This window comes from Streptomyces sp. V4I23 (assembly GCF_030817975.1).
In the GTDB taxonomy this organism is placed as follows: domain Bacteria; phylum Actinomycetota; class Actinomycetes; order Streptomycetales; family Streptomycetaceae; genus Streptomyces.
Genome location: NZ_JAUSZW010000004.1, coordinates 3,202,045 through 3,225,626 on the forward strand (window position 1 = coordinate 3,202,045; position 23,582 = coordinate 3,225,626).

The 23,582-nt window shown below is 72.4% G+C and carries 13 protein-coding genes; 2 read left to right on the top strand and 11 right to left on the bottom strand.

Annotation, left to right across the window (positions count from 1 at the left end; all coding sequences use genetic code 11):
- Positions 1–116 precede the first annotated feature (116 nt).
- Positions 117–905 (bottom strand): class II aldolase/adducin family protein, encoded by a 789-nt coding sequence (locus QFZ82_RS16605; protein ID WP_307713925.1) that lies wholly within the window; start codon positions 903–905, stop codon positions 117–119.
- Positions 906–1,151: 246 nt separating this feature from the next.
- Positions 1,152–2,747, bottom strand: a complete 1,596-nt coding sequence (gene guaA / locus QFZ82_RS16610; RefSeq protein WP_307713926.1) for a glutamine-hydrolyzing GMP synthase — start codon at positions 2,745–2,747, stop codon at positions 1,152–1,154.
- 303 nt (positions 2,748–3,050) lie between these two features.
- On the opposite strand from guaA, the gene QFZ82_RS16615 reads away from it, so the two are divergent.
- Positions 3,051–3,335 carry a chorismate mutase gene (locus QFZ82_RS16615; protein ID WP_177148674.1) on the top strand — a complete coding sequence of 95 codons (285 nt, stop codon included), beginning with the start codon at positions 3,051–3,053 and terminating at the stop codon, positions 3,333–3,335.
- 529 nt (positions 3,336–3,864) lie between these two features.
- Here QFZ82_RS16615 and QFZ82_RS16620 read toward each other — a convergent pair.
- The 7 genes from QFZ82_RS16620 to QFZ82_RS16650 form a co-directional block, all read right to left on the bottom strand.
- Positions 3,865–5,568 (bottom strand): peptidase, encoded by a 1,704-nt coding sequence (locus QFZ82_RS16620; RefSeq protein ID WP_307713927.1) that lies wholly within the window; start codon positions 5,566–5,568, stop codon positions 3,865–3,867.
- A gap of 319 nt (positions 5,569–5,887) precedes the next feature.
- Positions 5,888–7,708: a GMC oxidoreductase gene (locus tag QFZ82_RS16625; RefSeq protein WP_307713928.1), complete on the bottom strand. Its 1,821-nt coding sequence runs from the start codon at positions 7,706–7,708 to the stop codon at positions 5,888–5,890.
- A 50-nt stretch (positions 7,709–7,758) separates the two neighbouring features.
- Positions 7,759–9,375 carry a succinic semialdehyde dehydrogenase gene (locus QFZ82_RS16630; RefSeq protein WP_307713929.1) on the bottom strand — a complete coding sequence of 539 codons (1,617 nt, stop codon included), beginning with the start codon at positions 9,373–9,375 and terminating at the stop codon, positions 7,759–7,761.
- A gap of 184 nt (positions 9,376–9,559) precedes the next feature.
- Positions 9,560–11,143 (bottom strand): serine/threonine-protein kinase, encoded by a 1,584-nt coding sequence (locus tag QFZ82_RS16635; protein WP_307713930.1) that lies wholly within the window; start codon positions 11,141–11,143, stop codon positions 9,560–9,562.
- A 194-nt stretch (positions 11,144–11,337) separates the two neighbouring features.
- Positions 11,338–14,202 carry a protein kinase gene (locus QFZ82_RS16640; protein ID WP_307713931.1) on the bottom strand — a complete coding sequence of 955 codons (2,865 nt, stop codon included), beginning with the start codon at positions 14,200–14,202 and terminating at the stop codon, positions 11,338–11,340.
- Between the two features lie 261 nt (positions 14,203–14,463).
- Positions 14,464–17,031, bottom strand: a complete 2,568-nt coding sequence (locus QFZ82_RS16645; protein ID WP_373429292.1) for a serine/threonine-protein kinase — start codon at positions 17,029–17,031, stop codon at positions 14,464–14,466.
- A 336-nt stretch (positions 17,032–17,367) separates the two neighbouring features.
- Positions 17,368–19,074, bottom strand: coding sequence for a glycerol-3-phosphate dehydrogenase/oxidase (locus QFZ82_RS16650; RefSeq protein WP_307713932.1), 1,707 nt, complete (start codon positions 19,072–19,074; stop codon positions 17,368–17,370).
- A 230-nt stretch (positions 19,075–19,304) separates the two neighbouring features.
- Here QFZ82_RS16650 and QFZ82_RS16655 point away from each other — a divergent pair, with 230 nt between their 5' ends.
- Positions 19,305–20,534, top strand: a complete 1,230-nt coding sequence (locus QFZ82_RS16655) for a nucleotide sugar dehydrogenase (RefSeq protein WP_307713934.1) — start codon at positions 19,305–19,307, stop codon at positions 20,532–20,534.
- Between the two features lie 225 nt (positions 20,535–20,759).
- Here QFZ82_RS16655 and QFZ82_RS16660 read toward each other — a convergent pair whose 3' ends face one another.
- Positions 20,760–21,884: a GuaB3 family IMP dehydrogenase-related protein gene (locus tag QFZ82_RS16660; RefSeq protein ID WP_307713935.1), complete on the bottom strand. Its 1,125-nt coding sequence runs from the start codon at positions 21,882–21,884 to the stop codon at positions 20,760–20,762.
- 114 nt (positions 21,885–21,998) lie between these two features.
- Complete coding sequence (gene guaB, locus QFZ82_RS16665; RefSeq protein ID WP_307713936.1) at positions 21,999–23,498, bottom strand: IMP dehydrogenase; 1,500 nt, start codon at positions 23,496–23,498, stop codon at positions 21,999–22,001.
- Between the last annotated feature and the right edge of the window lie 84 nt (positions 23,499–23,582).

Consider the following 23,582-nt stretch of genomic DNA (forward strand, 5'->3'; position numbering starts at 1 on the left):
CGCATCGCCAGGCCAACCGCCTTGTGATGCATGGGAATTGTGCCGTACGCAAACCGCCGCCACCCCGATGGTCGAGGCCAGGAAGGGTGAAACCGGCGGAGCGGGGTTGACCTCGGCTACTGGAAGAGGTCCGGTTCGGCGCGGCTGATCTGCTGCCACAGCGGCTGGAAGCTGATCCAGGCCACCAGGTCGCCGCCCAGCTGTTCGCGGGTGGCCAGCGCCTCCCGGCGTCCGATGGGCACGGCCTTGCCCGCGGCCCGCGCCGCCAGCTGCACCTGCGCGCAGCGCTCCATCGAGATGAACCACCAGGCGGCGGCGTCGACCGAGTCGCCGACGGTCAGCAGCCCGTGGTTGCGCAGCACGAGCGCCTTGCGCCGCCCGAGCGCCTCCGCGATCCGCCGCCCCTCGTCCTCGTCCACGCCCGCCCCCGTGTACGCGTCGACCACCGCGTGGTCCTCGTAGAAGGCGCACGCCTCCTGGGTGAGGGGCTCGACCGGGCGGCCCAGCGCGGCCAGCGCCCGCCCGTGCACCGTGTGGGTGTGGGCGACCGCGACGACGTCGGGGCGGGCCAGGTGCACCTGGGCGTGCACGGTGAAAGCGGCCTGGTTGACGCGGTGCCGGCCGACGACGGCCCGGCCCCACCGGTCGGCGAGGACCAGGTCGCCGGCGGAGACATGGGCGAAGGGGACGCCGAAGGGGTTCACCCAGAAGCAGTCGGTGAATTCCGGGTCCCGTGCGGTGATGTGTCCCGACACCCCGTCCTCGTACCCGAAACGCCCGAACAGCCGCAGCGCCCCGGCGAGCCGCTCCTTGCGGTACGCGCGCTCCTCGACGACCGACTCGTGGACGGGCGGCATCGCGAACCGCAACTGCTCCACGGGCAAGGGCTCCGGCGTGAACGTCATGGCCCGGAAGGTAACGCCGCGGAGGTCAACTGACCAGAGCGGCCCCGGACCTCAGGGGCTTGGTTCCCCTCCGGGGCGCCATAAGCGTGCGCCGACGGTCGATCGTGCTCGCTCCCTCTTTCCTCGGGACCTCCGCGCGTTCTCCCTTTCGACACCCGCGCGCCCCTTCAGCTGCGGCCCCCGCATACGGCGACGCCGCCACCCGCACGAGGCGGGCGACGGCGTCGCGTACGGCGGCGGGGAGACTCACTCCCACTCGATGGTGCCCGGCGGCTTGCTCGTCACGTCGAGCACCACGCGGTTGACGTCGGCGACCTCGTTGGTGATCCGGGTGGAGATCTTCGCGAGCACCTCGTACGGCATGCGCGTCCAGTCGGCCGTCATGGCGTCCTCGGACGAGACGGGGCGCAGGACGATCGGGTGGCCGTAGGTGCGGCCGTCGCCCTGGACGCCGACGCTGCGAACGTCGGCGAGCAGCACGACCGGGCACTGCCAGATGTCGCGGTCGAGGCCGGCCGCGGTGAGCTCCTCACGGGCGATGGCGTCCGCCTCGCGCAGCAGGTCCAGGCGCTCCTTGGTGACCTCGCCGACGATGCGGATGCCGAGACCGGGGCCGGGGAACGGCTGGCGCTGGACGATCTCCTCCGGCAGGCCGAGCTCCTGGCCGACCATGCGGACCTCGTCCTTGAACAGCTTGCGCAGCGGCTCGATGAGCTCGAACTCGAGGTCCTCGGGCAGACCGCCCACGTTGTGGTGCGACTTGATGTTGGCGGTGCCGGTGCCGCCGCCGGACTCGACGACGTCCGGGTAGAGCGTGCCCTGCACAAGGAAGGCGACGTCCTCGCCGCCCGCGGCCTCCGCCACGATCTCGGCCTGCGCCTGCTCGAAGACCCGGATGAACTCCCGGCCGATGATCTTGCGCTTCTCCTCGGGGTCGGAGACGCCCGCGAGCGCGTCGAGGAACCGCTTCTCCGCGTCGACGACCTTGAGCTGGACGCCGGTCGCGGCCACGAAGTCCTTCTCGACCTGCTCGGTCTCGCCCTTGCGCATCAGGCCGTGGTCGACGTAGACGCAGGTCAGCTGGGAGCCGATGGCCTTCTGGACGAGGGCCGCGGCGACCGCCGAGTCCACACCGCCGGACAGACCGCAGATGGCGCGCTTGGTGCCGACCTGCTCGCGGATCGCCGCGATCTGCTCCTCGATGACGTTGCCCGTGGTCCAGCTCGGCTCGATGCCGGCGCCGCGGTAGAGGAAGTGCTCCAGGACCTGCTGGCCGTAGGTGGAGTGCATCACCTCGGGGTGGTGCTGCACGCCGTAGAGCTTCTTCTCGTCGTTCTCGAAGGCGGCGACCGGGACCACGTCGGTGGACGCGGTGACGGTGAAGCCCTCCGGCGCGGCCGAGCAGGCGTCGCCGTGCGACATCCACACCGGCTGCTCGTCGGGCGTGCCCTCGAAGAGGGTGGAGCCGGGCTTGGTGACGTGCAGCGGCGTACGGCCGTACTCACGCGCACCGGTGTTGTCGACGGTGCCGCCGAGGGTCGTGGCCATCAGCTGGAAGCCGTAGCACATGCCGAAGACGGGGACGCCGGCCTCGAAGATCTCGCGGTCCAGGCGCGGGGCGCCCTCCGCGTACACCGACGACGGGCCGCCGGAGAGGATGATCGCCTTCGGGTTCTTCGCCAGCATCTCCGCCACGGGCATCGTGGACGGGACGATCTCGCTGTAGACCCGCGCCTCACGGACGCGGCGGGCGATGAGCTGGGCGTACTGGGCGCCGAAATCGACAACCAGGACGACGTCCGGGTTGGATGCGGGCGCGGCAGCGGGGGACGCTGATGACACTGGCGGCCTTCCGGCGGTGGGAGAGGGTCGGTATTTGTCGATTCTACCGGGACGGGCGGGCATACCTTCGTCTCACCATCCGAACCGGGCTTTGGCACGGGGCGGGGGCGGGGTCCATACTGACCGCATGCACACGCAGCTGACCTTCGTCTTTACCTATGGCACCGGCCCGTCCGGCTGCCATGGTCGTGCTGCCTAGCTTCAGACAGCGACTTCCCAGGCGCCCCGGGCCGACAAGGCCCGGGGCGCTTCGGCTTTCTCCGGGCCGTGCCGATCCGGGGCCCCCACACAAGGAGAGCCCCCGTGACCGAGGTACTCGACAAGACCGGCGCCCGCACCGACGACGCCGCGCACGTGATCGCCGGCGCCCGCGAGCGCATCGACGCGCTCGACGACCGCATCATCGGCCTGATCCAGGAACGCATGGCCGTCTCGGCGGTGATCCAGGACGCCCGGATCGCCTCCGGCGGCCGCCGGGTGAACCTGGCGCGCGAGATGGAGGTCCTCGGCCACTACAGGGACGCGCTCGGCAAGCCCGGCACCTCGCTCGCGATGACGATGCTGGAGCTGTGCCGGGGCCGCATCTGAGCCGTGGGCCTACGCCTGCGCACCTGCGTTCGGGCGCATCCTCACCCGTACGGCGCGTGACGCACCCGGTCGGTCTTCGTTGGTCCCGATGTCCGTGCCAGCCAGGGGCGGGCCTCGAGGGAAACCACGCGTGGCTCCGCTGGAGCGTGTGACGCACCCGCAGGTGCGTCGTGGGACCTCGCCCCAGCGCGCGTGACCGGTCGGCAGGGGACAGCAGCCCGGTCACCCCAAGGGCGGTCGGCTCCGGGGACGCCCGGCGCCGACCGCATCCGGTCCGACGGCTGCGCAGGCCGCAGCCCGTCCCGCAGACACGAGTTACGAGCACGTCCCCCTCTGCGCAACCGCACTGTGACAGGCCGAACCCCAGGCGCCCCGAAAGCGCCGGTGCGGCGGCCTCCTCCACGCGGCGCAGCCCCCCGGCGCCGCGCCACGGCACCGCGCAGCCCTGACGCCGGTGCCGAACGGAAGGGCCCCGCGGACCGGTGTCCGCGGGGCCCTTCACCTGTCGTCTCCCCGTGGGGAGGGCGGGTCAGCCGTCCGTACGCCGGCGACGGGCCGCCACGATCGCCACCGCACCCGCGGCGAGCGCTGCGGCCGCGCCGCCCGCGGCAAGCAGGGCCGAGGAGCCGGTGGCGGCGAGACCGCCCTGGGCGGTGGCGCCGCCTGCCGAGGTCCCGGACGTCGTGGAGCCGCCGGTGGTGCCGCCCGTCGACTCGTCGTCGTCGCCACCGCCGCCGGTGGAACCGCCGGTGCCGCCGCCCGTGGCCGGGTCACCCGTGCCGCCGCTGTCGGAGCCGGCGTCCCCGCTGTTCAGGACGACCGCCGCGGTGTTGTCGTCCGTGTCGGGGTCGAAGGGGAGCGCCGGGTGGGACGCCGACCAGTTCCGGACGGTCACCTTGCCCTCCGCCCGGTGGACCACCTTCTCGATCTTCATCTCGAAGGGCAGCGCGAAGTCCTCGTCCTCCCTCACCACGGAGGGGACGGCGCAGAGGTAGCGGGGCGCGCCGAGCTGCTGCTCGCGGTCGCCGCCGGAGGCCGTCACACCGGTGCAGGTGTCGGGCTTCCCGGTCACCGCGGCCCCCTCGGGGACCGTGAAGTCCACGACGCCGATGTCCTCGCCGGAGCGGAGGTAGCCGATCCAGGCCGGGCCCTCGTTGCGGAAACCGACGGTCGTCCGCACGGTCTCCCCGGCGGGGGCCTCGGCGACGGATGCGCCGTAGGCCACGAAGTCGGCGGTGTTCTTCGCGCGGATGGACTGCTCCCGCTGGTTGTCCCGCGGGGCGAGGTCCGCGGAGCGGGCGGAGAGCACCTTCTTCAGGGCGAGCTTCCCGCCGCTGCCCCGGGTGAAGGAGGCCCCGGCGCGCTGGGCGTCCCGTTCCTTCTGCGTGTTCTCGCCGACGCGGTAGACGAAGTCCTCGTGGAAGGCGTGCTGCGCGGCCTTGACGGTGAGGGGTTCTGCCAGCTCGTAGACGGTGCCCGGCTCGTACGAGCCGTCGAACGAACAGATCGCCGTGGAGAGCACATCCTCGGCCGACGCGCCGGCGCCCTTGGTGTACTCGCAGTTGGAGTACCGCTCGGGGATCTCGATGCCGTGCGTGTACTTCAGCGTGAGGAGCACGCCGTCGGCGGCGGCGGTGCCCGTGTTCGCGAAGGAGATCCGCGCGGGCTGTGCCTCGCCGGGCAGGACGTCCTGCCGGAGACCGAGGGGCCGCATGACGAGGTCGGGTCCGCCGACCGTCACCTTGGCCGTGTACGGGGTGAACGTCGCGGTCCCGGACTTCCCGGTGACCTTGATGTCGCCGCCGGCGCCGAGGACGCTTCCCTCGGCGGCGGTGAGCTCCAGGCGGGCCACGCTGTTGAGCGCGGATCCCCAGATGCTGTGGTCGGTGCACACCGCCGTCGTTCCGGTGATCTCGCAGTCGGCGCTCGTGGCATCACCGTCGAACCGGACGTCCGCCACGCCCGCGATCCCGCTGAAGTCGAAGGCGACGGTGTACTCGTCGGTGAAGTCCTCGTCCCGCGGGTTGTCGACCGTGACGTCCAGCGTCGCCTTCTGCGGCGCACCGCTCCCGGGGTGGGGGCGCAGGCCGATCTCCGCGGGACCGCCGAGCGTGAAGACGGGGTCGGCGGCATGGGCGGGAGCGGCGAAGAGCCCGGCAGCGGCGATCATTCCCGCGGCGGCGACGCCGGCCGCGGAACCTCGCGCGCGGGCCGACGAGTTGACGCGTCTCATCTACGAACCTCTGGGTCGGGTGGGATCCATGGGCCGCGTGCCGGGTGAGCGACGCGGCAGTCATGTGACCAGGAGGAGCGGTGAACGGTTGCGCGGGACAAGATCACGGCTTGGCCACGACCTCGCATGTGATCCACCTCACAGGAGGATTTCTCTGGCGTGAGGACAACCATCCCCACTGGTCACAGGTCATGCATGCGTAACAACGGCCTCCTGTGCGCTCCGGCGCGCGGCGGCCGCGAAGAGCCAGGAGGCCGCTGCACTCGGAGGGGGGTGCAGCGGCCTTCGTCGTGCGCGGGGGCGGCCCCGGGCGCGCGGGCTACTTCTTGGGCGGGACCGCCGGGATGCCCAGGAACGGCAGCTTCAGCGCGCCGAACGCCTCGGCCGGGACCGCCGGGGACTTCGGCGCCACCGGGGACAGCCGCTCGTAGGCGGCGCCCTGGGCAGGGCGGGTGTCCTCGTCCCCGTTGTTGGGCCAGAACGACATCGCGCGCTCCGCCTGCGCCGTGATCGTCAGCGACGGGTTGACGCCCAGGTTCGCGGAGACGGCGGAGCCGTCGACGACCGAGATGCCCGGGTGCCCGTACAGCCGGTGGTACGGGTCGATCACGCCCTCCTCGGCCGAGGCGCCGATCGGGCAGCCGCCGAGGAAGTGGGCGGTGAGCGGGGTGCCCATGAGCTCACCGATGTTGGACCCCGCGAAGCCGTTGATCTCCTCCGCGAGCAGGGACGCGGCGCGCGTGGCCTCGGGGATCTGGTTCGGGTTCGGGGCGCCGTGGCCCTGGCGGGCGGTGAGCAGTCCCTTTCCGAGGCCGCTCGGCTTGCGGTAGGTGGTCAGCGAGTTGTCCAGCGACTGCATGACCAGGCCGATGATCGTCCGCTCCGACCAGCGCCGGTTGGACAGCGCGCGGATCGCGAGCAACGGGTGCCTGGCCATGTTGCCGAGCCAGCCGGCGACCCGGCCCTTGACCCGGTAGGGCACCTGGAGGATCGTCATGCCGCCCATGGCGTTCGAGCCGCGGCCGTAGCGGACCGGCTCGATGTGGGTGTTCTCGTCCGGGTGGATCGAGGACGTGATCGCCACACCGCGCGTGAAGTCGACCCGGTCGGCGCCGTGGCGCTTGCGGTAGCGGCGGTTGTCGGTCTGGGCGCCGACGAGTGCCTCGGAGTTGGTCCGGGTCAGTTCGCCGAGGCGCGCGGACAGCCGCGGGAGCAGCCCGCTGTCCTTCATCCGGTGCAGCAGGGTCTGCGTGCCGTACGTGCCGGCGGCGATGACGACCCGGCGGGCCCGGAACGTACGGCCCCGCCCCTTGCGCTTGTTGTCGCTCGGCAGCGTCCTGACCGCGAAGCCGCCGCGCGGGTCCTCGGTGACCGCGACGACGGACGTCATCGGGTGGACGACCGCGCCCGCCTTCTCGGCGAGGTACAGGTAGTTCTCGTTGAGGGTGTTCTTGGCCCCGTGCCGGCAGCCCGTCATGCACTCGCCGCACTCGGTGCACGCCCTGCGCGAGGGGCCCTGCCCGCCGAAGTACGGGTCGGCGACCTCCTGGCCGGGCCTGGCCTTCGCCGATCCCTCGGCGTCCTCGCCGTCCCCGAAGAACACCCCGACCGGAGCCATGTGGAAGGTGTCGCCCACGCCCATCGCCTCGGCGGTCGCCTTCAGGTGGACGTCCGAGGGCGTCATCGTCGGGTTGAGCCGTACGCCGAGCATGCGGCGGGCCTGGTCGTAGTACGGCGCGAGCTCGTCCTGCCAGTCGGTGATGTCCTTCCACTGCGGGTCGTTGAAGAACGGCGCGGGCGGGACGTAGAGCGTGTTGGCGTAGTTGAGCGAGCCGCCGCCGACGCCCGCCCCCGCGAGCACCATCACGTTGCCGAGCAGGTGGATGCGCTGGATGCCGAACAGGCCGAGCGCGGGGGCCCAGAGGTAGTTGCGCAGGTCCCAGGAGTTCTTCGGCAGCGACTCCCGGGTGAACCGGCGGCCCGCCTCGAGGACACCGACCCGGTATCCCTTCTCGGACAGCCGGAGGGCGGAGACCGAGCCGCCGAAGCCGGAGCCCACGACGATCACGTCGTAGTCGTACGCGTCACCGTCATCATCGCCGCCCGCGTCCTGGTTTCGGGCAGGGGGTACCTCGGACATGGCTCTCCTCGTGAAAAATGTGCGGGCGTACGGGTGCGGGGGGCCGGCGGTCAGCGCAGGCGCAGGGCCTTCATCGCCTTCAGGCTGACGCTCATGAACGCGGCGTACTTCTCGTCGTCCATGCCGAACGACGGGGCGAGCGGCAGCAGTCGCTGCTGGGCGACGGTCTGCGCCTCCGTGTACTTGAGGATGCCCTCGGAGCCGTGCCGCCGGCCGAGCCCGGAGTCCTTCATGCCGCCCATGGGCGCCTGGACGCTGCCGTAGGCCGGGGCGTAGCCCTCGTTGATGTTGACGGTGCCGGTGCGCAGCTTCGCGGCGACGGCGTGGCCTCGCTTGCCGTCCTTGGTCCACACGCTCGAATTGAGCCCGTACGCGGTGGCGTTGGCCAGCTCGACGACCTTGTCCTCGTCCGAGAAGCGGTAGACGGACACGACCGGGCCGAAGGTCTCCTCGCCGCACACGGCCATCGGCGCGTCGACGCCGTCGAGGATGGTGGGCTCGTAGAAGTACGGGCCGATGTCGGGGCGGGCGACGCCGCCGGCGACGAGGGTCGCGCCCTTGGCTACGGCCTCCTCGACATGGCGGGTGACGGTCTCCAGCTGGCGCGGGCCGACGAGGGAGCCCATGTCCGCGCCGTAGGCGAGGGAGTTGCCGAGCCGCATCGCCTTGGTGCGCGCGGCGAAGCGCTCGACGAACTCGTCGGCGATCGACTCGTGGACGTACAGCCGCTCGATGGAGATGCACAGCTGGCCCGCGGACGAGAAGCAGGCGCGGACGGCACCGGCCGCGGCCTTCTCCACATCGGCGTCGTGGAGGACCAGCATGGCGTTCTTGCCGCCGAGTTCGAGGGAGACGCCGACCAGCCGGGCGGCCGCCCCCTGGGCGACCTCGCGGCCGGTGCGGGTCGATCCGGTGAAGGAGACGTAGTCGGCGTGCTTGACGACCTCGGGGCCGACGACCGGGCCCTCGCCGATGACCACCTGGAACACCTCGGCGGGCAGGCCCGCCTCGATCAGCAGGTCGCGCGCCCACAGCGCGGTGAGCGCGGTCTCGGTGTCGGGCTTCATGACGACCGCGTTGCCGGAGACGAAGGCGGGCAGGGCGTCGCCGACGGACAGCTCCAGCGGGTAGTTCCAGGGCGCGATCTGGCCCACGACCCCGCGCGGCTGGCGCAGTTCGGTGGTCTTCGTCAGCACGGGCACGACGCCCGTGTGGTGCTTGGGCCTGAGGTACGCGGGGGCCTTGCGCCCGTAGTGGCGGGCCGCGACGGCGACGGCCTGCACCTCCTCGTGCGCGTGGAGCCGGGCCTTGCCCGTCTCCAGCTGGATCAGGTCCAGCACCTCGGCCTGGCGCTGGAGGACCAGGTCGTGGAAGCGCAGCAGCACGGCGGCACGGGCGCGCACCGGGGTGGCTTCCCACACGCGCTGGGCGGCGCGGGCCCGCTCGAAGGCGGCGGCCACGTCGTCGGGGGTGGACTCGGGCAGGTCCGCCAGCTTCTCGCCGGTGAACGGGGCGTGGTTCGCCGTGCGGCCGGAGCCCGTCACACCCTTGGTGAGCTGGGCGACCAGTTCGGGAGTGACCACGTCGGCTGCGGTGCGCACGCCGGCCGGCGAGGCGGCGATGGGGTTGGTGCCGAGGGCGGTTGCGGTGGCCTGCGAGTCCGTCATGGGGGCGAGAGTATGCGGCGGCGGGCACTTTGGGTACCCGTCGGTAACAGCTTTTCACCGGCCCCCACGATTGCGCCAGCGATCACTGGCGGATAAGCCCTGATCAGGGGCTTGTCATGGTTGGACAGGGGTCGGCAGCGTGATGAAGCCGTAGTACGGATCTCCGCGGACGACCGCCCGGACGTCAGTTCGGTCCCGGCCGCCAGCCTCTGAGCATGGTGTCGAACTGCTCGCGCGTCACGGCCCAGTCCTTCGCCGGGCCGGACATGTAGAGGGCGTACTCGGTGCCGTCGTCCTCGTAGTACATCTGGTCGATGGCGCGCCGGGGCCCGGGGTGCTCCGTGCGCTCGGTCCAGGTGAACTCCCAGAGCGCGGACTGCGTCTGGTCGCGGAAGGTGTTGGGACGCAGTTTCACCCGGCGGTAGTCCGGGAGGCGCTTCTCCAGCCGCTGCTGCATGTCGAGCATGTGCATGTAGGGGTTCTCGAAGTCCGGGGAGGGGTCGACGCTGATCCGGATGCGGTGGCGGCCGTTGTCAGGCGTGTAGTCGATCTGGTCGCCGTCGGCCTGGCGCTTCCAGCCGTCGGGCACCCAGAGGCTGAATCCCTTCGGGTCCTTGACGCGCTCCCAGCCGTCGGGAACGTCCGACGCCCGGGCCTGCCCGGTCGGCCCGCTGTCCGTGGCCCTGTCCTGGGCGCCGCCCCGGTCCGCGTACTTCATCGCGGCGAGGCCGGCTCCCCCGCCGATCAGCGCCGCGAGGACCACGACGACGGCGAGCGTGCGCAGCCGCGGACCACGCCGCGGCCGGACGGGGCCCGCGCCGGGCGCCGTGGCCGGGACCGTGCCGGAACCCGCCGCGCCCGTGCCCGCGCCGGAGGCCGGGAATCCGCCCCACGGCAGCCGCTGGGTCACCCTCTGCGCCGGCACGGCCGGCTCCCGGCCCTCCATGGCCTCCGTCAGCATCCGCTCGGCCTCGGCCACCGAGGGGCGGGCCGCCGGGTCCTTGTGGAGCAGCGCCGTGATCACGGGTGCGAGGCGTCCCGCCCGCAGGGGCGCGGGCGGCTCGTCGTCCACCACGGCCTGCATCGTCGCCAGCGGAGACGAGCGGCGGAACGGCGACTGCCCCTCCAGCGCCGTGTACAGCGTCGCGCCCAGCGACCACAGGTCGGACGCCGGGCCCGGGTCGTGGCCGCGTACCCGCTCGGGAGCCAGGAAGTCGATCGAGCCGACGATCTCGCCCGTCCTGGTGATCGTCGAGTCGCCCTCGATCGCCGCGATCCCGAAGTCGGTGATCATCGCCCGGCCGTCACGGCCCAGCAGCACGTTGGCGGGCTTGATGTCCCGGTGGAGCACCCCGGCCGCATGCGCGGCGCCGAGCGCGCCCAGGACGTGCAGCCCGATCCGGGCGGCCTCCCGCTCGTCGATACGGCCGGGCTCCTTGGCGGCGTCGGCGAGCGACGGACCGTCGACGTACTGCATGACGATCCAGGGCCGGGCGTCGTGCTCCAGCACGTCATGGACGGTGACGACTCCGGGATGGCTGATGCGCGCCGCCGCACGGGCCTCCTTCTGGGTCCGGGCGTGCAGCACGATCCGGTCTGCCTCGGAGACGTACAGACCCGCCGTCAGTTCCTTGACGGCGACTACTCTGTGCAACAACTCGTCATGCGCGCGCCAGACTTTTCCCATGCCGCCGCGCCCGATGGTCTCGCCGAGCCGGTAGCGCCCGGCAAGCAGCAGACCGGTGCCTGTGCTGTGAGTGTGTTCCACGTACCCGCCCCGTTCTTAGGATTGACAGGTTACGGAGGGTTGGTACGCGCGTGGAACCGAGGTTCGCTCAAGTGACCGCACTGTGATGCGTGGTGAGCTGCCGAGGCGTCACTCTCTGTGAAAGAGTGGCCGGTTCGGGGTGGTTCGGGCGGAACCGGGAGGCCCGGCAGGGCGGTTGACGGCGGGGCCGCGACTCAGCGCGTGACGCGGTACGTGGCCGTGGCCTGCTGATGGATCTCGGTGACCCGGTCCCGGCGGTCGGCGGGTCCGATCACCTGGATCACGTGATAGCTGTCGCCGACGATCAGCGCGAGGTTGCGGACGAACACCTCGCGGCCGGTGCTGTCCTGCCAGGTGAACTGGCCCTCCGCCATCGACTGCTGCCCCACGTCGATGCGGCGCAGTCCGCTCGCGCTGGCCCACGACGAGTCCCGGAACGGCTGAAGCTCCCGCTCCTTGTCGCGCTGGTAGACCAGCGGATCGTCGCCGCTGGTGCTCACCCGGTCCCGGCCTGGCACCACGATCAGCGTGAAGTCGCCGTCGGAATAACGCACTTGACCGGCGTCGTTGATCGGCCTGCGCTGCCAGTCCTCGTCGACGGCGAGCCGGAAGCCCTCGGGGTCCTCGCGCAGCACGTAGCCGTCGGGCAGGTTCGCGGCCGGTGCCGACGTCTGCGGCTGCTGCGCACCGGGGCTCCCGCTCGGCGAGGGCCCCTGACCGCCCTCCCCGTCACCGCCCGTCCGCCCCGGGCTCGGCCCCGCACCCGCCGTGCGGCCGGCGCCCTGGTCCGGCTCCCCTGAACCGGCCTTGGGCATGAACAGGAACGCGTACGCGACGGCCGCCACCACGGCGAGCAGGATCAGCAGCAGCAAGATGCGGCCCAGGGCACGCGGCGCGCGCGCCCGACCGTCGTACGGCTGCCGCTCCGGACGCACCAGGTGGTCCCGGCGCTCGACCCGCCCCGGACGGACACCGCCTCTCGGTCCCTGCTGCCGGTGCCGGCCGTGCGCCGCCTCCCGGCCGCCGGACCGGCGCCTGCGCACCAGCTCGCCCCGCCGCCGTACGACCGGCAGGCGCGAGGCGTCCACCGGGCCCGCGGGAAGCGGCACCACGCCCATGCCCGCCTCGGGCTCCGGCGCGGAGCGCACCAGAGACCGCAGCCAGCCGCGCAGCTCCTCGAAGTCGGGCCGCTCCGTGGGGTCCTGACGCAGCAGCGATTCGACGACCGGACGCAGCGGCCCGCACTCCTCCGCGAACGCGGGCGGCTCCGCGCACACGAGCTGGACCAGCTCGGCGGCGCTCTCCTCGGGGTACGGGGCATGGCCCTGGACGGCCCGGAAGAGCAGCGCGCCGAGCGCCCACAGGTCCGTCGCGGGTCCGACGGGGGCGGCCAGCTGCCAGTTCTCGTGGACCGGTCCGGCCTGTTCGGGGGCCCACCGCTCGGTGACCGCGCCGACGACGGCGATCCGCGCCTGGCGCGCACGCTCGGCCGCCAGGGGCGTGGTCGGGCCGCGGAAGACGGGGGCGGACTCGCCGCCCGCCACGACGTCGTCCCAGCGGTCGGACGCGGGCGCCGGGGAGCCCCCGGCCGGGAGTGGACGGCGCTGGGCGTCGGCGCGCAGGGCGTCCCCGCCGCCACCGCCGCGGTTCCAGCTGCCCGTCGCCGCGCTGTCCGGGCGGGCGGCCGGCAGCGCGGGACGGGCTCCGTGGGCGCCGCCGTCCGGACGCCCGTGACCGGCCGCCGCCTGGCGCACGCCGTAGGGGTCGTCGCGGTACGTGTCTTTCCGCAGGGGCTCCTGGGCGGGGCGCGCCGCGGGCAGCGCGGGACGGCTGCCGCCCGCGGACAGGGGGCCCGGGCCGTCACGGCCGGGGAACGGAGCGTCGTGCCAGGTCCCGGCGAGGCGGGCGCTGCCGTGCCCGTCCTCGTAGTCGTCGTAGTCGTCGTCGTACGCGGATGCCTCGTCGTGGCCGGCGTCGTCGTAGGCGGATGCCCTGCCCTGGCCGGCGTCGTCGTACGCGGATGCCCCGCCCTGGCCGGCGTCGTAGGCCGTTGCCTCGTCGCCGGCGCGGAGGTCCGTGCCCTCGCCCGGGCGACGGGCCCACCAGTCGGGGTCGAGGCCGTCCTGCACGGGGCGGTCGTCGTCGGCCCCGCCCGTGTACCGCCCGTTGTCGCGCGCCTGGCCGTCATGGACGCGGGCCGCCGCGCGGGCGCCCGCGCGGTAGGCCGCGATGGCGCCCGCCCTGGCGGCTCGTACGTCGGGGACGTGGCCGGTGTCCGTGCCTGCCTGGCGGGGCAACGCGGACCGGGCGGGCTCCAGGGCGGCCGGGCCGTCCGGTGCGCCGCCCAACCGCGGCCGCGGCACCGGCTCGGCGCCGGTGTCTTCCGGGGCGCCCGCGAGGTCGTGACCGCGGCCGGGGCCGTCGAAACCGGCCTCTGGACCGTCGGGGCCGGACCCGGGCGGCTCGGGGACCGGCGCGTACCCGCAGAGCGCCTCCTCGGCCGCTCCGGAGGCCAGGCCGGTGAGCACCACGCGGCCGTCGTCGCAGACGAGGACGGTGCGCACGGTGATGTTCCGGTGGGTCCAGCCGTGGGCGTGCAGCACGCGCAGCGCGGTGAGCACATCGGACGCCACCTCGGCCGCGCGGTACGGGCTGAGCGGCTTCTCGGCGAGGAGGGCGGCGAGCGGGCGTGCGCCGACGAGCTCGCTCACGATCCAGAGCGAGCCGTCCTCGGCGAAGACGTCGAAGACCTGGTCGAGGCGCGGATGGTCGGGGATCTGCGCCGCCGCCTGCGCGGCCTCGACGGCCCGGAGCACGGCCGGGTCCGTGGGGCGCCGGGTCGCCCGCCCCGGTATCCGCCGGGGCACGGCGGCGCCTGCGAGCCCGTCGCCGTCGACCACCTCCGCGTCCACGACCTCCGGCAACGGCACCTGCCGCACCAGCACTTCATGGCCGCTGTACGTGTCGAAGGCGCGCGTCTCGGCCAGCTCGAACGCGTCGGAGGGCGGCAACGGCAGGCGGTAGCGGTCGGCGAGCACCCTTCCCGCATAGTCCTCCACGACGCCTCCCCACAGCGCGGTGTCCCCGCCCGCTCCGGTAATCCCGCACCGAGCCGTCACATTCGGTCGCTCGACGGCCCTTCGGGGCTCCGTACTGTTCGCACGTTCTCACGATACGTGGCCAAGCCCATCCTTGCCGAGTGAACCTTGCCACCGCCGCCGGAGGACGTCCGCCGGCCCCGCGACCTCCGGTCCTGCTGGAGCAAACGCCTTGCCACGAAAGCGGCATGACGTCTCGTGGGGTCTCGGAGACAGGACCGCTCAGCCGGCCTTCGGCTGGAAGGTCTTGAAGAAGGTCTGGAGCGTCACGTCGGCCTCCGCCCAGCCGGCGTCGCGAGCAGTGAACATGATCCCGTAACCGAGGTCCCGACGCACCACGAAGCCCCGGTCCACAGACCGGTACTTCGTTCCTCCTTCGGTGAACGTGAACTCCCAGTCGGCAGCCGTCCAACCCCGGTACTCGACAGCCTTGATGCTCACTCGCTTGTAGTTGTCACGCCGCATCCACGCTTCCTGGGCTGTCCAGTCGGCGACCGGGTTGCTCTTCGGAGAGGTTGTCCAGCCCACGAGCAGCCGTTGACCGTCGGGGCCCGAGAATCGCGCTCCGGCCTTGTCGGTCCCGGTGTGCTTCCAGCCCTTAGGCAGGCCGATGGAGAAACCCTGGTCGTGCCGGTAGGCCACCGTGCTCTGCTCATCACCGGCGTCGGTCCCGTCATCGGACCGATCCGTGCCGCTCCCCTGCGAGCCATTGCTCCCTGGCGCACCGTCACTGCCGCCGTCAGTGGTCTCTTCGCCCGTTCCTGCGCTGCTGTCAGGGGTCTGGGCACCGCCCGACCCCCCGCTCGCGGCCTTGCCGTCGCCGCCCGCGGTCGAGCCCGCCGACGCGGCGGTGTCGTCCTTGCCCTTGCCCTCGTTGGCCTTGTCGTCGCCGCCGAACGCGAAGACGAGCACGGTGGACAGCACCACCAGCGCGGCGACGACCGCGATGATCACCAGGGTGCGGCGGGGCACCACATCGGTGAGCGGCGCGCGGACCGGAGCGGGCTTGCCGGAGGACGGAGCGGCGGAAGCCGTCGGCGCCCCGGCCGTGGTCGCGGTCCTCGTCCCCCCGCCCGCTTCGGACCGCGACTCCGTCTTGGCCGCCGCGGCGGCGTTCCGTACGGAACGCAGGGCCCCGCGCAGCCGCTCGGCCGCCGGGTCCTTCGGCTTGGCGTCCGGGCGCGGCGCTGGGAGAACGGGCGGAACCGGCGGGATCCGTATGGCCCGCGTCTGCTCCACCGGGGCCTCGATCTCGGCCGTCCGGACCGGCGCCTCGGGGGCGTTGACCACCTGGGTGAGCAGAGCGCGGGCGCCCGCGTCGTCGAGCCGCTGGGCCGGGTCCTTGGCGAGCAGGCCGTAGATGACCTCCTCCAGCGGGCCCGCGTTCTTCGGCGGGTCGAGCGGTTCGGTCATGACGGCGGTCAGCGTCGCGATCGCCGAACCCTTGTCGTACGGGGGGGAGCCCTCGACGCTCGCGTACAGCAGGCCGCCGAGGGACCACAGGTCCGCGGCGGGGCCGGGCTTGTGGCCGCGGGCGCGCTCGGGCGAGATGTACGAAGGGGCGCCGACGAGCATGCCGGTCGACGTGATCGACGGGTCGCCCTCGACCTGGGCGATGCCGAAGTCGGTGAGGACGACGCGGCCGTCCTTGCCGATGAGCACGTTCGACGGCTTCACGTCGCGGTGCAGGATGCCCTCGCGGTGCGCGGAACGCAGCACGTCGAGGATCGCGAGCCCGACCTCGGCCGCGCGACGGGGCGTCAGGACGCCGTCCTCGCGCACGACCTCGGCGAGCGACTTGCCCTCGACGAGCTCCATGACGATCCACGGCCGGTCGTCCTCGTCGACGACGTCGTAGACGGTGACGGCGCTGTTGTTACGGATCCGGGCGATGGCCTTGGCCTCGCGGAGCGTACGCGTGATGAGCCGGCGCTTCTCCTCCTCGTCGATCGCGTTCGGGAAGCGCAGCTCCTTGACGGCAACGGTGCGCCCGAGCGTCTCGTCGACGGCACGCCACACCGTGCCCATCCCACCGCGGCCGAGCACGCCTCCCAGCCGGTAACGCCCGGCCAGCAACCGCCCTTCGGGGGCCTTGGCTCCGCTGGGGGCGGCCTTCTTGGCTCCGGCCCCCGCGGCTCCACGGCGGGTGCCGCTCTCGGCGACGCCGGTGGCGTCCTTGCCCGCATTTGTGGCTGCCGCGCCGCCGCCGGAGGCGGACTCACCCGCACCGGTGGCTGCCGCGCCGCCGTCGCGAGGGCCGTTGCCGTCCGCGCTGTCAGAGGCCACGTCAGCACCGGCCTTGGCCGCGCCGGAGGGCGCCGCGTCCCCGTTGCCAGTGGTCGTGCCGGTCACGTCCTTGGCCGCACCCGCGGCCGTCACGTCGTCGGCCGCGGGAGCGTCACCCGCGTCGGAGCCCACCTCGTCGGCGTCGCCGTCGCCCGTGCCCGCCGCCGGGTCCTCCGCGGCGGCTGCCTCCCCGACGCCGGCGTCCGAGGGCTTGACGTCAGCGGACGACAGTTCTCCGGCCGAGGCCTCATCGGACGACACGTCACCTGACGACGTCTCGCCGGACGGCGTCTCGTCTCCCGCCCCGGCATCGGACGCACCGCTCTGAGGGGCCGTCACCGTCCCGCCACGCGCCGCTCCCCCCGGCGCTTCCCCCGCGTCCTCGGGCTTGGAGTCGCCGCTGCCGCCCCCGGCGCCCACGGCGGAGTCCTCGCCCTTGCCGGCGAGGCCGGCCCCCTCGGTCTCGTCCCGCTGGGGCTCCCGCGACTGCTCAGCCTCCGACATGCGTCCCCTCTGCGATCCCTGATCTTCGCCCGCGCCTGCCGCTTCCCGCTCGATGCGGTAACCCGCCCTGGCAGAGCGACCATTGTCCCTTACTCCGGGACGGGAATCTCTCCCGGGTCCACCCACCGGGCGCACGCGGGCGCGCGGACACGGCGCCCAATCGGGCGGTCACGCGGTGTGAGGGCCGCCCCTGCGCTGGTGGGGGCTTTGCCCGCCTTGCCCGCCCCCGTGGGCAAGGCGACTCACCGCCGATCAGGGTTCGGCGGAAACAGTCGGGGAGGCCGGCCTGCCCGCCAGAGCGGACGGGCACGCTCCGGCCCGGCCCCGGAGCATCCGTCAGATCGGCACGATGTCCGGTGCCCCCAGCCGCGCCGCGTCCGCCGTCAGGTCGTCCGGCTGACGCTGCGACTCCCGCTCCGCCTCGACCCGCTTCTCGTAGTGCTCGACCTCCTTCTCGACGTGCGCCTTCTCCCACCCCAGCACCGGAGCCATCAGCTCCGCGCACTCCCGCGCACAGCGCGTCCCCCGGTCGAAGGTCTCGATCGAGATCCTGGTGCGCCGCGTCAGCACGTCGTCCAGATGGCGTGCGCCCTCGTGCGAGGCCGCGTAGACGACCTCGGCGCGGAGGTAGTCGTCGGCGCCGGTGAGCGGCTCGCCGAGCGAGGGGTCCTCGGCGATCAGCGCCAGCAGCTCCTCGGTCAGGGAGCCGTACCGGTTCAACAGGTGCTCCACGCGCACGACATGGAGCCCGGTCCGCGACGCGATCCTCGCCCGGGCGTTCCACAGGGCGCGGTAGCCCTCGGCGCCGAGGAGCGGGGTCTCCTCCGTGACGCATGTGGCCACCCGCTGGTCGAGACCGTGCACCGCCTCGTCCACCGCGTCCTTCGCCATCACCCGGTACGTCGTGTACTTGCCGCCCGCCACGACCACCAGCCCCGGCACCGGGTGCGCCACCGTGTGCTCGCGGGAGAGCTTGCTCGTCGCGTCGGACTCGCCGGCGAGCAGCGGCCGCAGCCCCGCGTACACCCCCTGGACGTCGTCGCGGGTGAGGGGCACGGCGAGCACCGAATTGACGTGCTCCAGCAGGTAGTCGATGTCCGCGCTGGACGCGGCGGGGTGCGCCTTGTCCAGGTCCCAGTCGGTGTCCGTGGTGCCGACGATCCAGTGCCGGCCCCACGGGATGACGAACAGCACCGACTTCTCGGTCCGCAGGATCAGACCGGTGGAGGAGTGGATGCGGTCCTTCGGCACCACGAGGTGGATGCCCTTGGACGCCCGCACGTGGAACTGTCCGCGCTCGCCGATCAGCGCCTGCGTGTCGTCCGTCCACACCCCGGTCGCATTGACGATCTGGCGGGCACGGATCTCGTACTCCCCGCCGGCCTCGACATCGAGCACCCGTGCCCCGACGACCCGCTCACCCTCGCGCAGGAAGCCGACCACCCTTGCGCGGCTGGCCACGTGGGCTCCGTAGCTCGCGGCCGTGCGCACCAGGGTCGTGACGAAACGGGCGTCGTCCATCTGGGCGTCGTAGTACTGCAGGGCGCCCACGAGCGCGTCCTTCTTCAGCGCGGGCGCCACCCGCAGCGCATGACTCCGTGACAGATGGCGGTGCACGGGCAGACCGCGTCCGTGGCCCGAGGAGACCGACATCGCGTCGTACAGCGCGACGCCCGATCCCGCGTACCACCGCTCCCAGCCCTTGTGCTGCAGCGGATAGAGGAAGGGCACCGGCTTGACCAGGTGGGGGGCCAGCCGCTCCAGGAGCAGCCCGCGCTCCTTGAGTGCCTCTCTGACCAGGGCGAAGTCGAGCATCTCCAGATACCGCAGACCGCCGTGGATGAGCTTGCTCGACCGGCTCGACGTGCCCGACGCCCAGTCGCGCGCCTCGACGAGCCCCGTCGCCAGGCCTCTCGTCGCCGCGTCCAGCGCGGTGCCCGCTCCGACGACGCCGGCGCCGACCACCAGCACGTCCAGTTCACGCTCGGCCATACCGGCGAGCGCTGCGGCGCGCTCCTCGGGTCCCAGTGTCGCTGTCCTCACTGCTGCCTCCCGTCGCCCCCGTGCGTCCCCTGCGGTCGGGCTCACAACCTCGATTCTGTCCGCACTCACCGACTTCAGCCACCGCCTGTGGATAACACTCCGTTAGCCACACGCGCACAATCCGACATAACGGTCATATTTACGCCTAGTCTGACATTGCGCACGCCCGTTCCGCCCACAGGGCTTGCGACCTCTGTCCCCTCCGGCTATGGGAAAGGACGGCCACCGCCATGCCCGCAGATCTCGCCGTCATCGGACTCGGCCACCTCGGTCTGCCCCTCGCCCAGGCCGCCGTGGCAGCTCGCATCGAGACCATCGGTTACGACCCCGACCCGCGCCGTCCCGCCGAACCGGCCGCCGGAGTCACCGCCGCGGACATCCGCCGCATGCTCTCCGCCGGCTTCCGCACGGTCACCGACGCGGCCGAACTGGGACGGGTGCGCACCGCCGTCATCTGCGCCCCCACACCCCCCGGCCCGGACGGCGCGCCCGACCTCACCCCACTCGCGGACGCGGCCCGCGCCCTCGCCTCCCGGCTGCGCCCGCACACCACGGTGCTCCTCGAATCGGCCGTCCAGCCCGGTACGACCGAGGAGTTCCTCCGCCCGCTGCTCGAACAGGGCTCCGGCCTGCGCGCGGGGCGCGACTTCCACCTGGCCTACTCCCCCAGCCGCACCGACCCCGGCAACCGGGACCACGGCTACGCCAACACCCCCAAGGTCATCGGCGGCCTCACTCCCGCCTGCACCGAGTCGGCCGCCGCCTTCTACGGCCGGCTCACCGACAAGGTCGTCCGGGCACGCGGCTTGCGCGAGGCCGAGACCGTCAAGGTGCTGGAGACGAACTTCCGGCACGTCAACATCGCGCTGGTCAACGAGATGTCCGTCCTCTGCCACGATCTCGGCATCGACCTGTGGGACGTCATCCGCTGCGCCGAGACCAAGCCGTTCGGCTTCCAGGCCTTCCGTCCCGGCCCCGGCGTCGGCGGGCACGGCGTCCCCCTCGACCCCGGCCACCTCCCGCCCACGGGCCGCACCCTGCGCATGGTCGGCCTCGCCCAGGACATCAACACCCGGATGCCGCAGTACGTCATCCAGCGCAGCGCAACGCTCCTCAACGAGCACGGCAAGTCGGCCCGCGGCGCCCGCGTCCTGCTCCTCGGCATCACCTACAAGCCCGACCTCGCCGACCTGACCGGCTCTCCCGCCACCGAAATCGCCCGCCGCCTGATGGACCTCGGTGCATCCGTCAGCTACCACGACCCGTACGTCCCGGACTGGCAGGTGAACGGGCTGCCCGTCCCCCGCGCCGACTCGCTCTACGAGGCCGCCGCCAACGCGGACCTGACGGTGCTGCTCCAGCACCACCGCACGTACGACCTCCAGGGACTGGCGGTCAAGGCGCAACTCCTGCTCGACACCCGGGGAGCGACCCCCGCGGGCGCGGCCCACCGCCTCTGAGGAGCCGGTGTGCGGCGCTGGACAGATCCGGTCCCGGTACGGGGGGCATCACCGACGACCCGACGCAGGTACGGGAGGCCGCGGACGGCAGGACACACGTCGTCCGCGCGGGCGCCGCGATCGGGGAAGGCCGACGGCTGACGCGCACCCCGCACAGGGAAGGGCCCGGCACCGAAGGACGCAGCGTCCCGAAGTGCCAGGCCCTTCCCTGTGTACGGCCGGACGTCAGCGGCTGTGCTGCGAGTCCGCCACCGTGACCTCGACCCGCTGGAACTCCTTGAGCTCGCTGTAGCCGGTCGTCGCCATCGCCCGGCGCAGCGCGCCGAAGAAGTTCATCGACCCGTCCGGGCTGTGCGAGGGACCGGTCAGGACCTCCTCGGTCGTGCCCACGATGCCCAGGTCGACCAGCTTGCCGCGCGGCACGTCCTCGTGGACGGCCTCCATGCCCCAGTGGCGGCCCTTGCCCGGCGCGTCGGTCGCGCGCGCCAGCGGCGAGCCCATCATCACCGCGTCCGCGCCGCAGGCGATCGCCTTCGGCAGGTCGCCCGACCAGCCCACACCGCCGTCGGCGATGACGTGGACGTACCGGCCGCCGGACTCGTCCATGTAGTCGCGGCGGGCCGCGGCCACGTCGGCGACGGCGGTCGCCATCGGAACCTGGATGCCCAGCACGTTGCGCGTGGTGTGCGCGGCTCCGCCGCCGAAGCCCACGAGCACGCCCGCCGCGCCCGTGCGCATCAGGTGCAGCGCGGCGGTGTAGGTGGCGCAGCCGCCGACGATGACCGGGACGTCGAGCTCGTAGATGAACTGCTTGAGGTTCAGCGGCTCGGCGGCGCCGGAGACGTGCTCGGCGGAGACCGTCGTACCGCGGATGACGAAGATGTCGACACCGGCGTCGACGACGGCCTTCGAGAACTGCGCGGTGCGCTGCGGGGAGAGCGCGGCGGCGGTGACGACGCCCGAGTCGCGCACCTCCTTGATGCGCTGCCCGATCAGCTCCTCCTTGATCGGAGCGTCGTAGATCTCTTGGAGCCGGCGCGTGGCGCTCTCCGGGTCCAGCTCGGCGATCTCGTCGAGCAGGGGCTGCGGGTCCTCGTAGCGGGTCCACAGGCCCTCGAGGTTCAGGACACCGAGACCTCCCATCTCGCCGATGCGGATCGCGGTGCTCGGGGAGACGACCGAGTCCATCGGGGCGGCCAGGAAGGGCAGCTCGAAGCGGTAGGCGTCGATCTGCCAGGCGATCGAGACCTCCTTCGGGTCCCGCGTGCGCCGGCTCGGTACGACGGCGATGTCATCGAACGCGTACGCCCGGCGGCCGCGCTTGCCGCGCCCGATCTCGATCTCAGTCACGATGTGTGGCCTTTCCCTCTTACTTCTGCGCCTGGGGCCCTACCAGTATCCCCGACCCACACACGAGGGGCGGCCCCGGCGACCCGGGACCGCCCCCCTCGTGGGACGTACGCGCTACTTCCTGCTGTAGTTCGGCGCCTCGACCGTCATCTGGATGTCGTGCGGGTGGCTCTCCTTGAGACCCGCCGAGGTGATCCGGACGAACCGGCCCTTGCTCTCCATCTCGTCGATGGAGGCCGCTCCGACGTAGCCCATGGTCTGGCGCAGGCCGCCGACCAGTTGGTGCAGCACGGCCGCGAGCGGACCGCGGTAGGGCACCTGGCCCTCGATGCCCTCGGGGACGAGCTTGTCGTCGGAGGCCACTTCTGCCTGGAAGTAGCGGTCCTTGGAATACGAGCGGCCCTGGCCGCGAGACTGCATCGCCCCGAGCGAGCCCATGCCCCGGTACGACTTGAACTGCTTGCCGTTGATGAAGAGCAGTTCACCGGGGGACTCCTCGCAGCCCGCGAGAAGGCTGCCCAGCATGACCGTGTCGGCACCTGCGGCGAGCGCCTTGCCGATGTCTCCGGAGTACTGCAGGCCACCGTCGCCGATCACCGGGACGCCTGCGGCGCGGCAGGCCAGCGCCGCCTCGTAGATCGCGGTGACCTGCGGGACACCGATGCCGGCGACCACACGGGTGGTGCAGATGGAACCGGGTCCGACGCCGACCTTGACGCCGTCCACACCCGCGTCGATCAGGGCCTGGGCGCCGTCGCGCGTCGCCACGTTGCCGCCGATGACGTCGACACCGACGCTCGACTTGATCTTCGCCATCCAGTTGAGGGCGTTGCTGTTGTGTCCGTGCGAGGTGTCGACGATCAGGAAGTCGACGCCCGCACCGGCCAGTGCCTGAGCCCGCTCCAGCGCCTCCGGGCTCGCACCGACGGCCGCTCCGACGAGCAGACGGCCCTCGGCGTCCTTCGCCGCGTTCGGGTACTGCTCGGCCTTGACGAAGTCCTTGACCGTGATGAGGCCCTTGAGAATGCCGGCGTCGTCGACCAGCGGAAGTTTCTCGATCTTGTGGCGGCGCAGCAGCTCCATGGCGTCCACGCCGGAGATGCCCACCTTGCCGGTGACCAGCGGCATCGGGGTCATGACCTCGCGCACCTGGCGTGTGCGATCCGACTCGAAGGCCATGTCACGGTTGGTGACGATGCCGAGCAGCTTGCCCGCGGCGTCGGTCACCGGCACACCGCTGATGCGGAACTTGGCGCACAGGGCGTCGGCCTCGGCGAGGGTGGCGTCGGGGTGCACCGTGATCGGGTCGGTCACCATGCCGGACTCGGAACGCTTGACCAGGTCGACCTGGTTCACCTGGTCCTCGATGGACAGATTGCGGTGCAGCACACCCACGCCGCCCTGGCGCGCCATCGCGATCGCCATGCGGGACTCGGTAACCTTGTCCATCGCCGCCGAGAGCAGCGGGATGTTCACCCGGACATTCCTGGAGACACGGGACGAGGTGTCGACTGCGTTAGGAAGCACTTCCGACGCACCCGGCAGCAGAAGCACATCGTCGTAGGTCAGCCCGAGTGTCGCGAATTTCTCGGGCACTCCGTCGACGTTGGTCATGACACCTTCCCCAATGGCCTTGATCGGTGCGGATGTCCATGCTAACGGGCTCGGCACCCGTCTCATTCCACGATCAAGATCAGT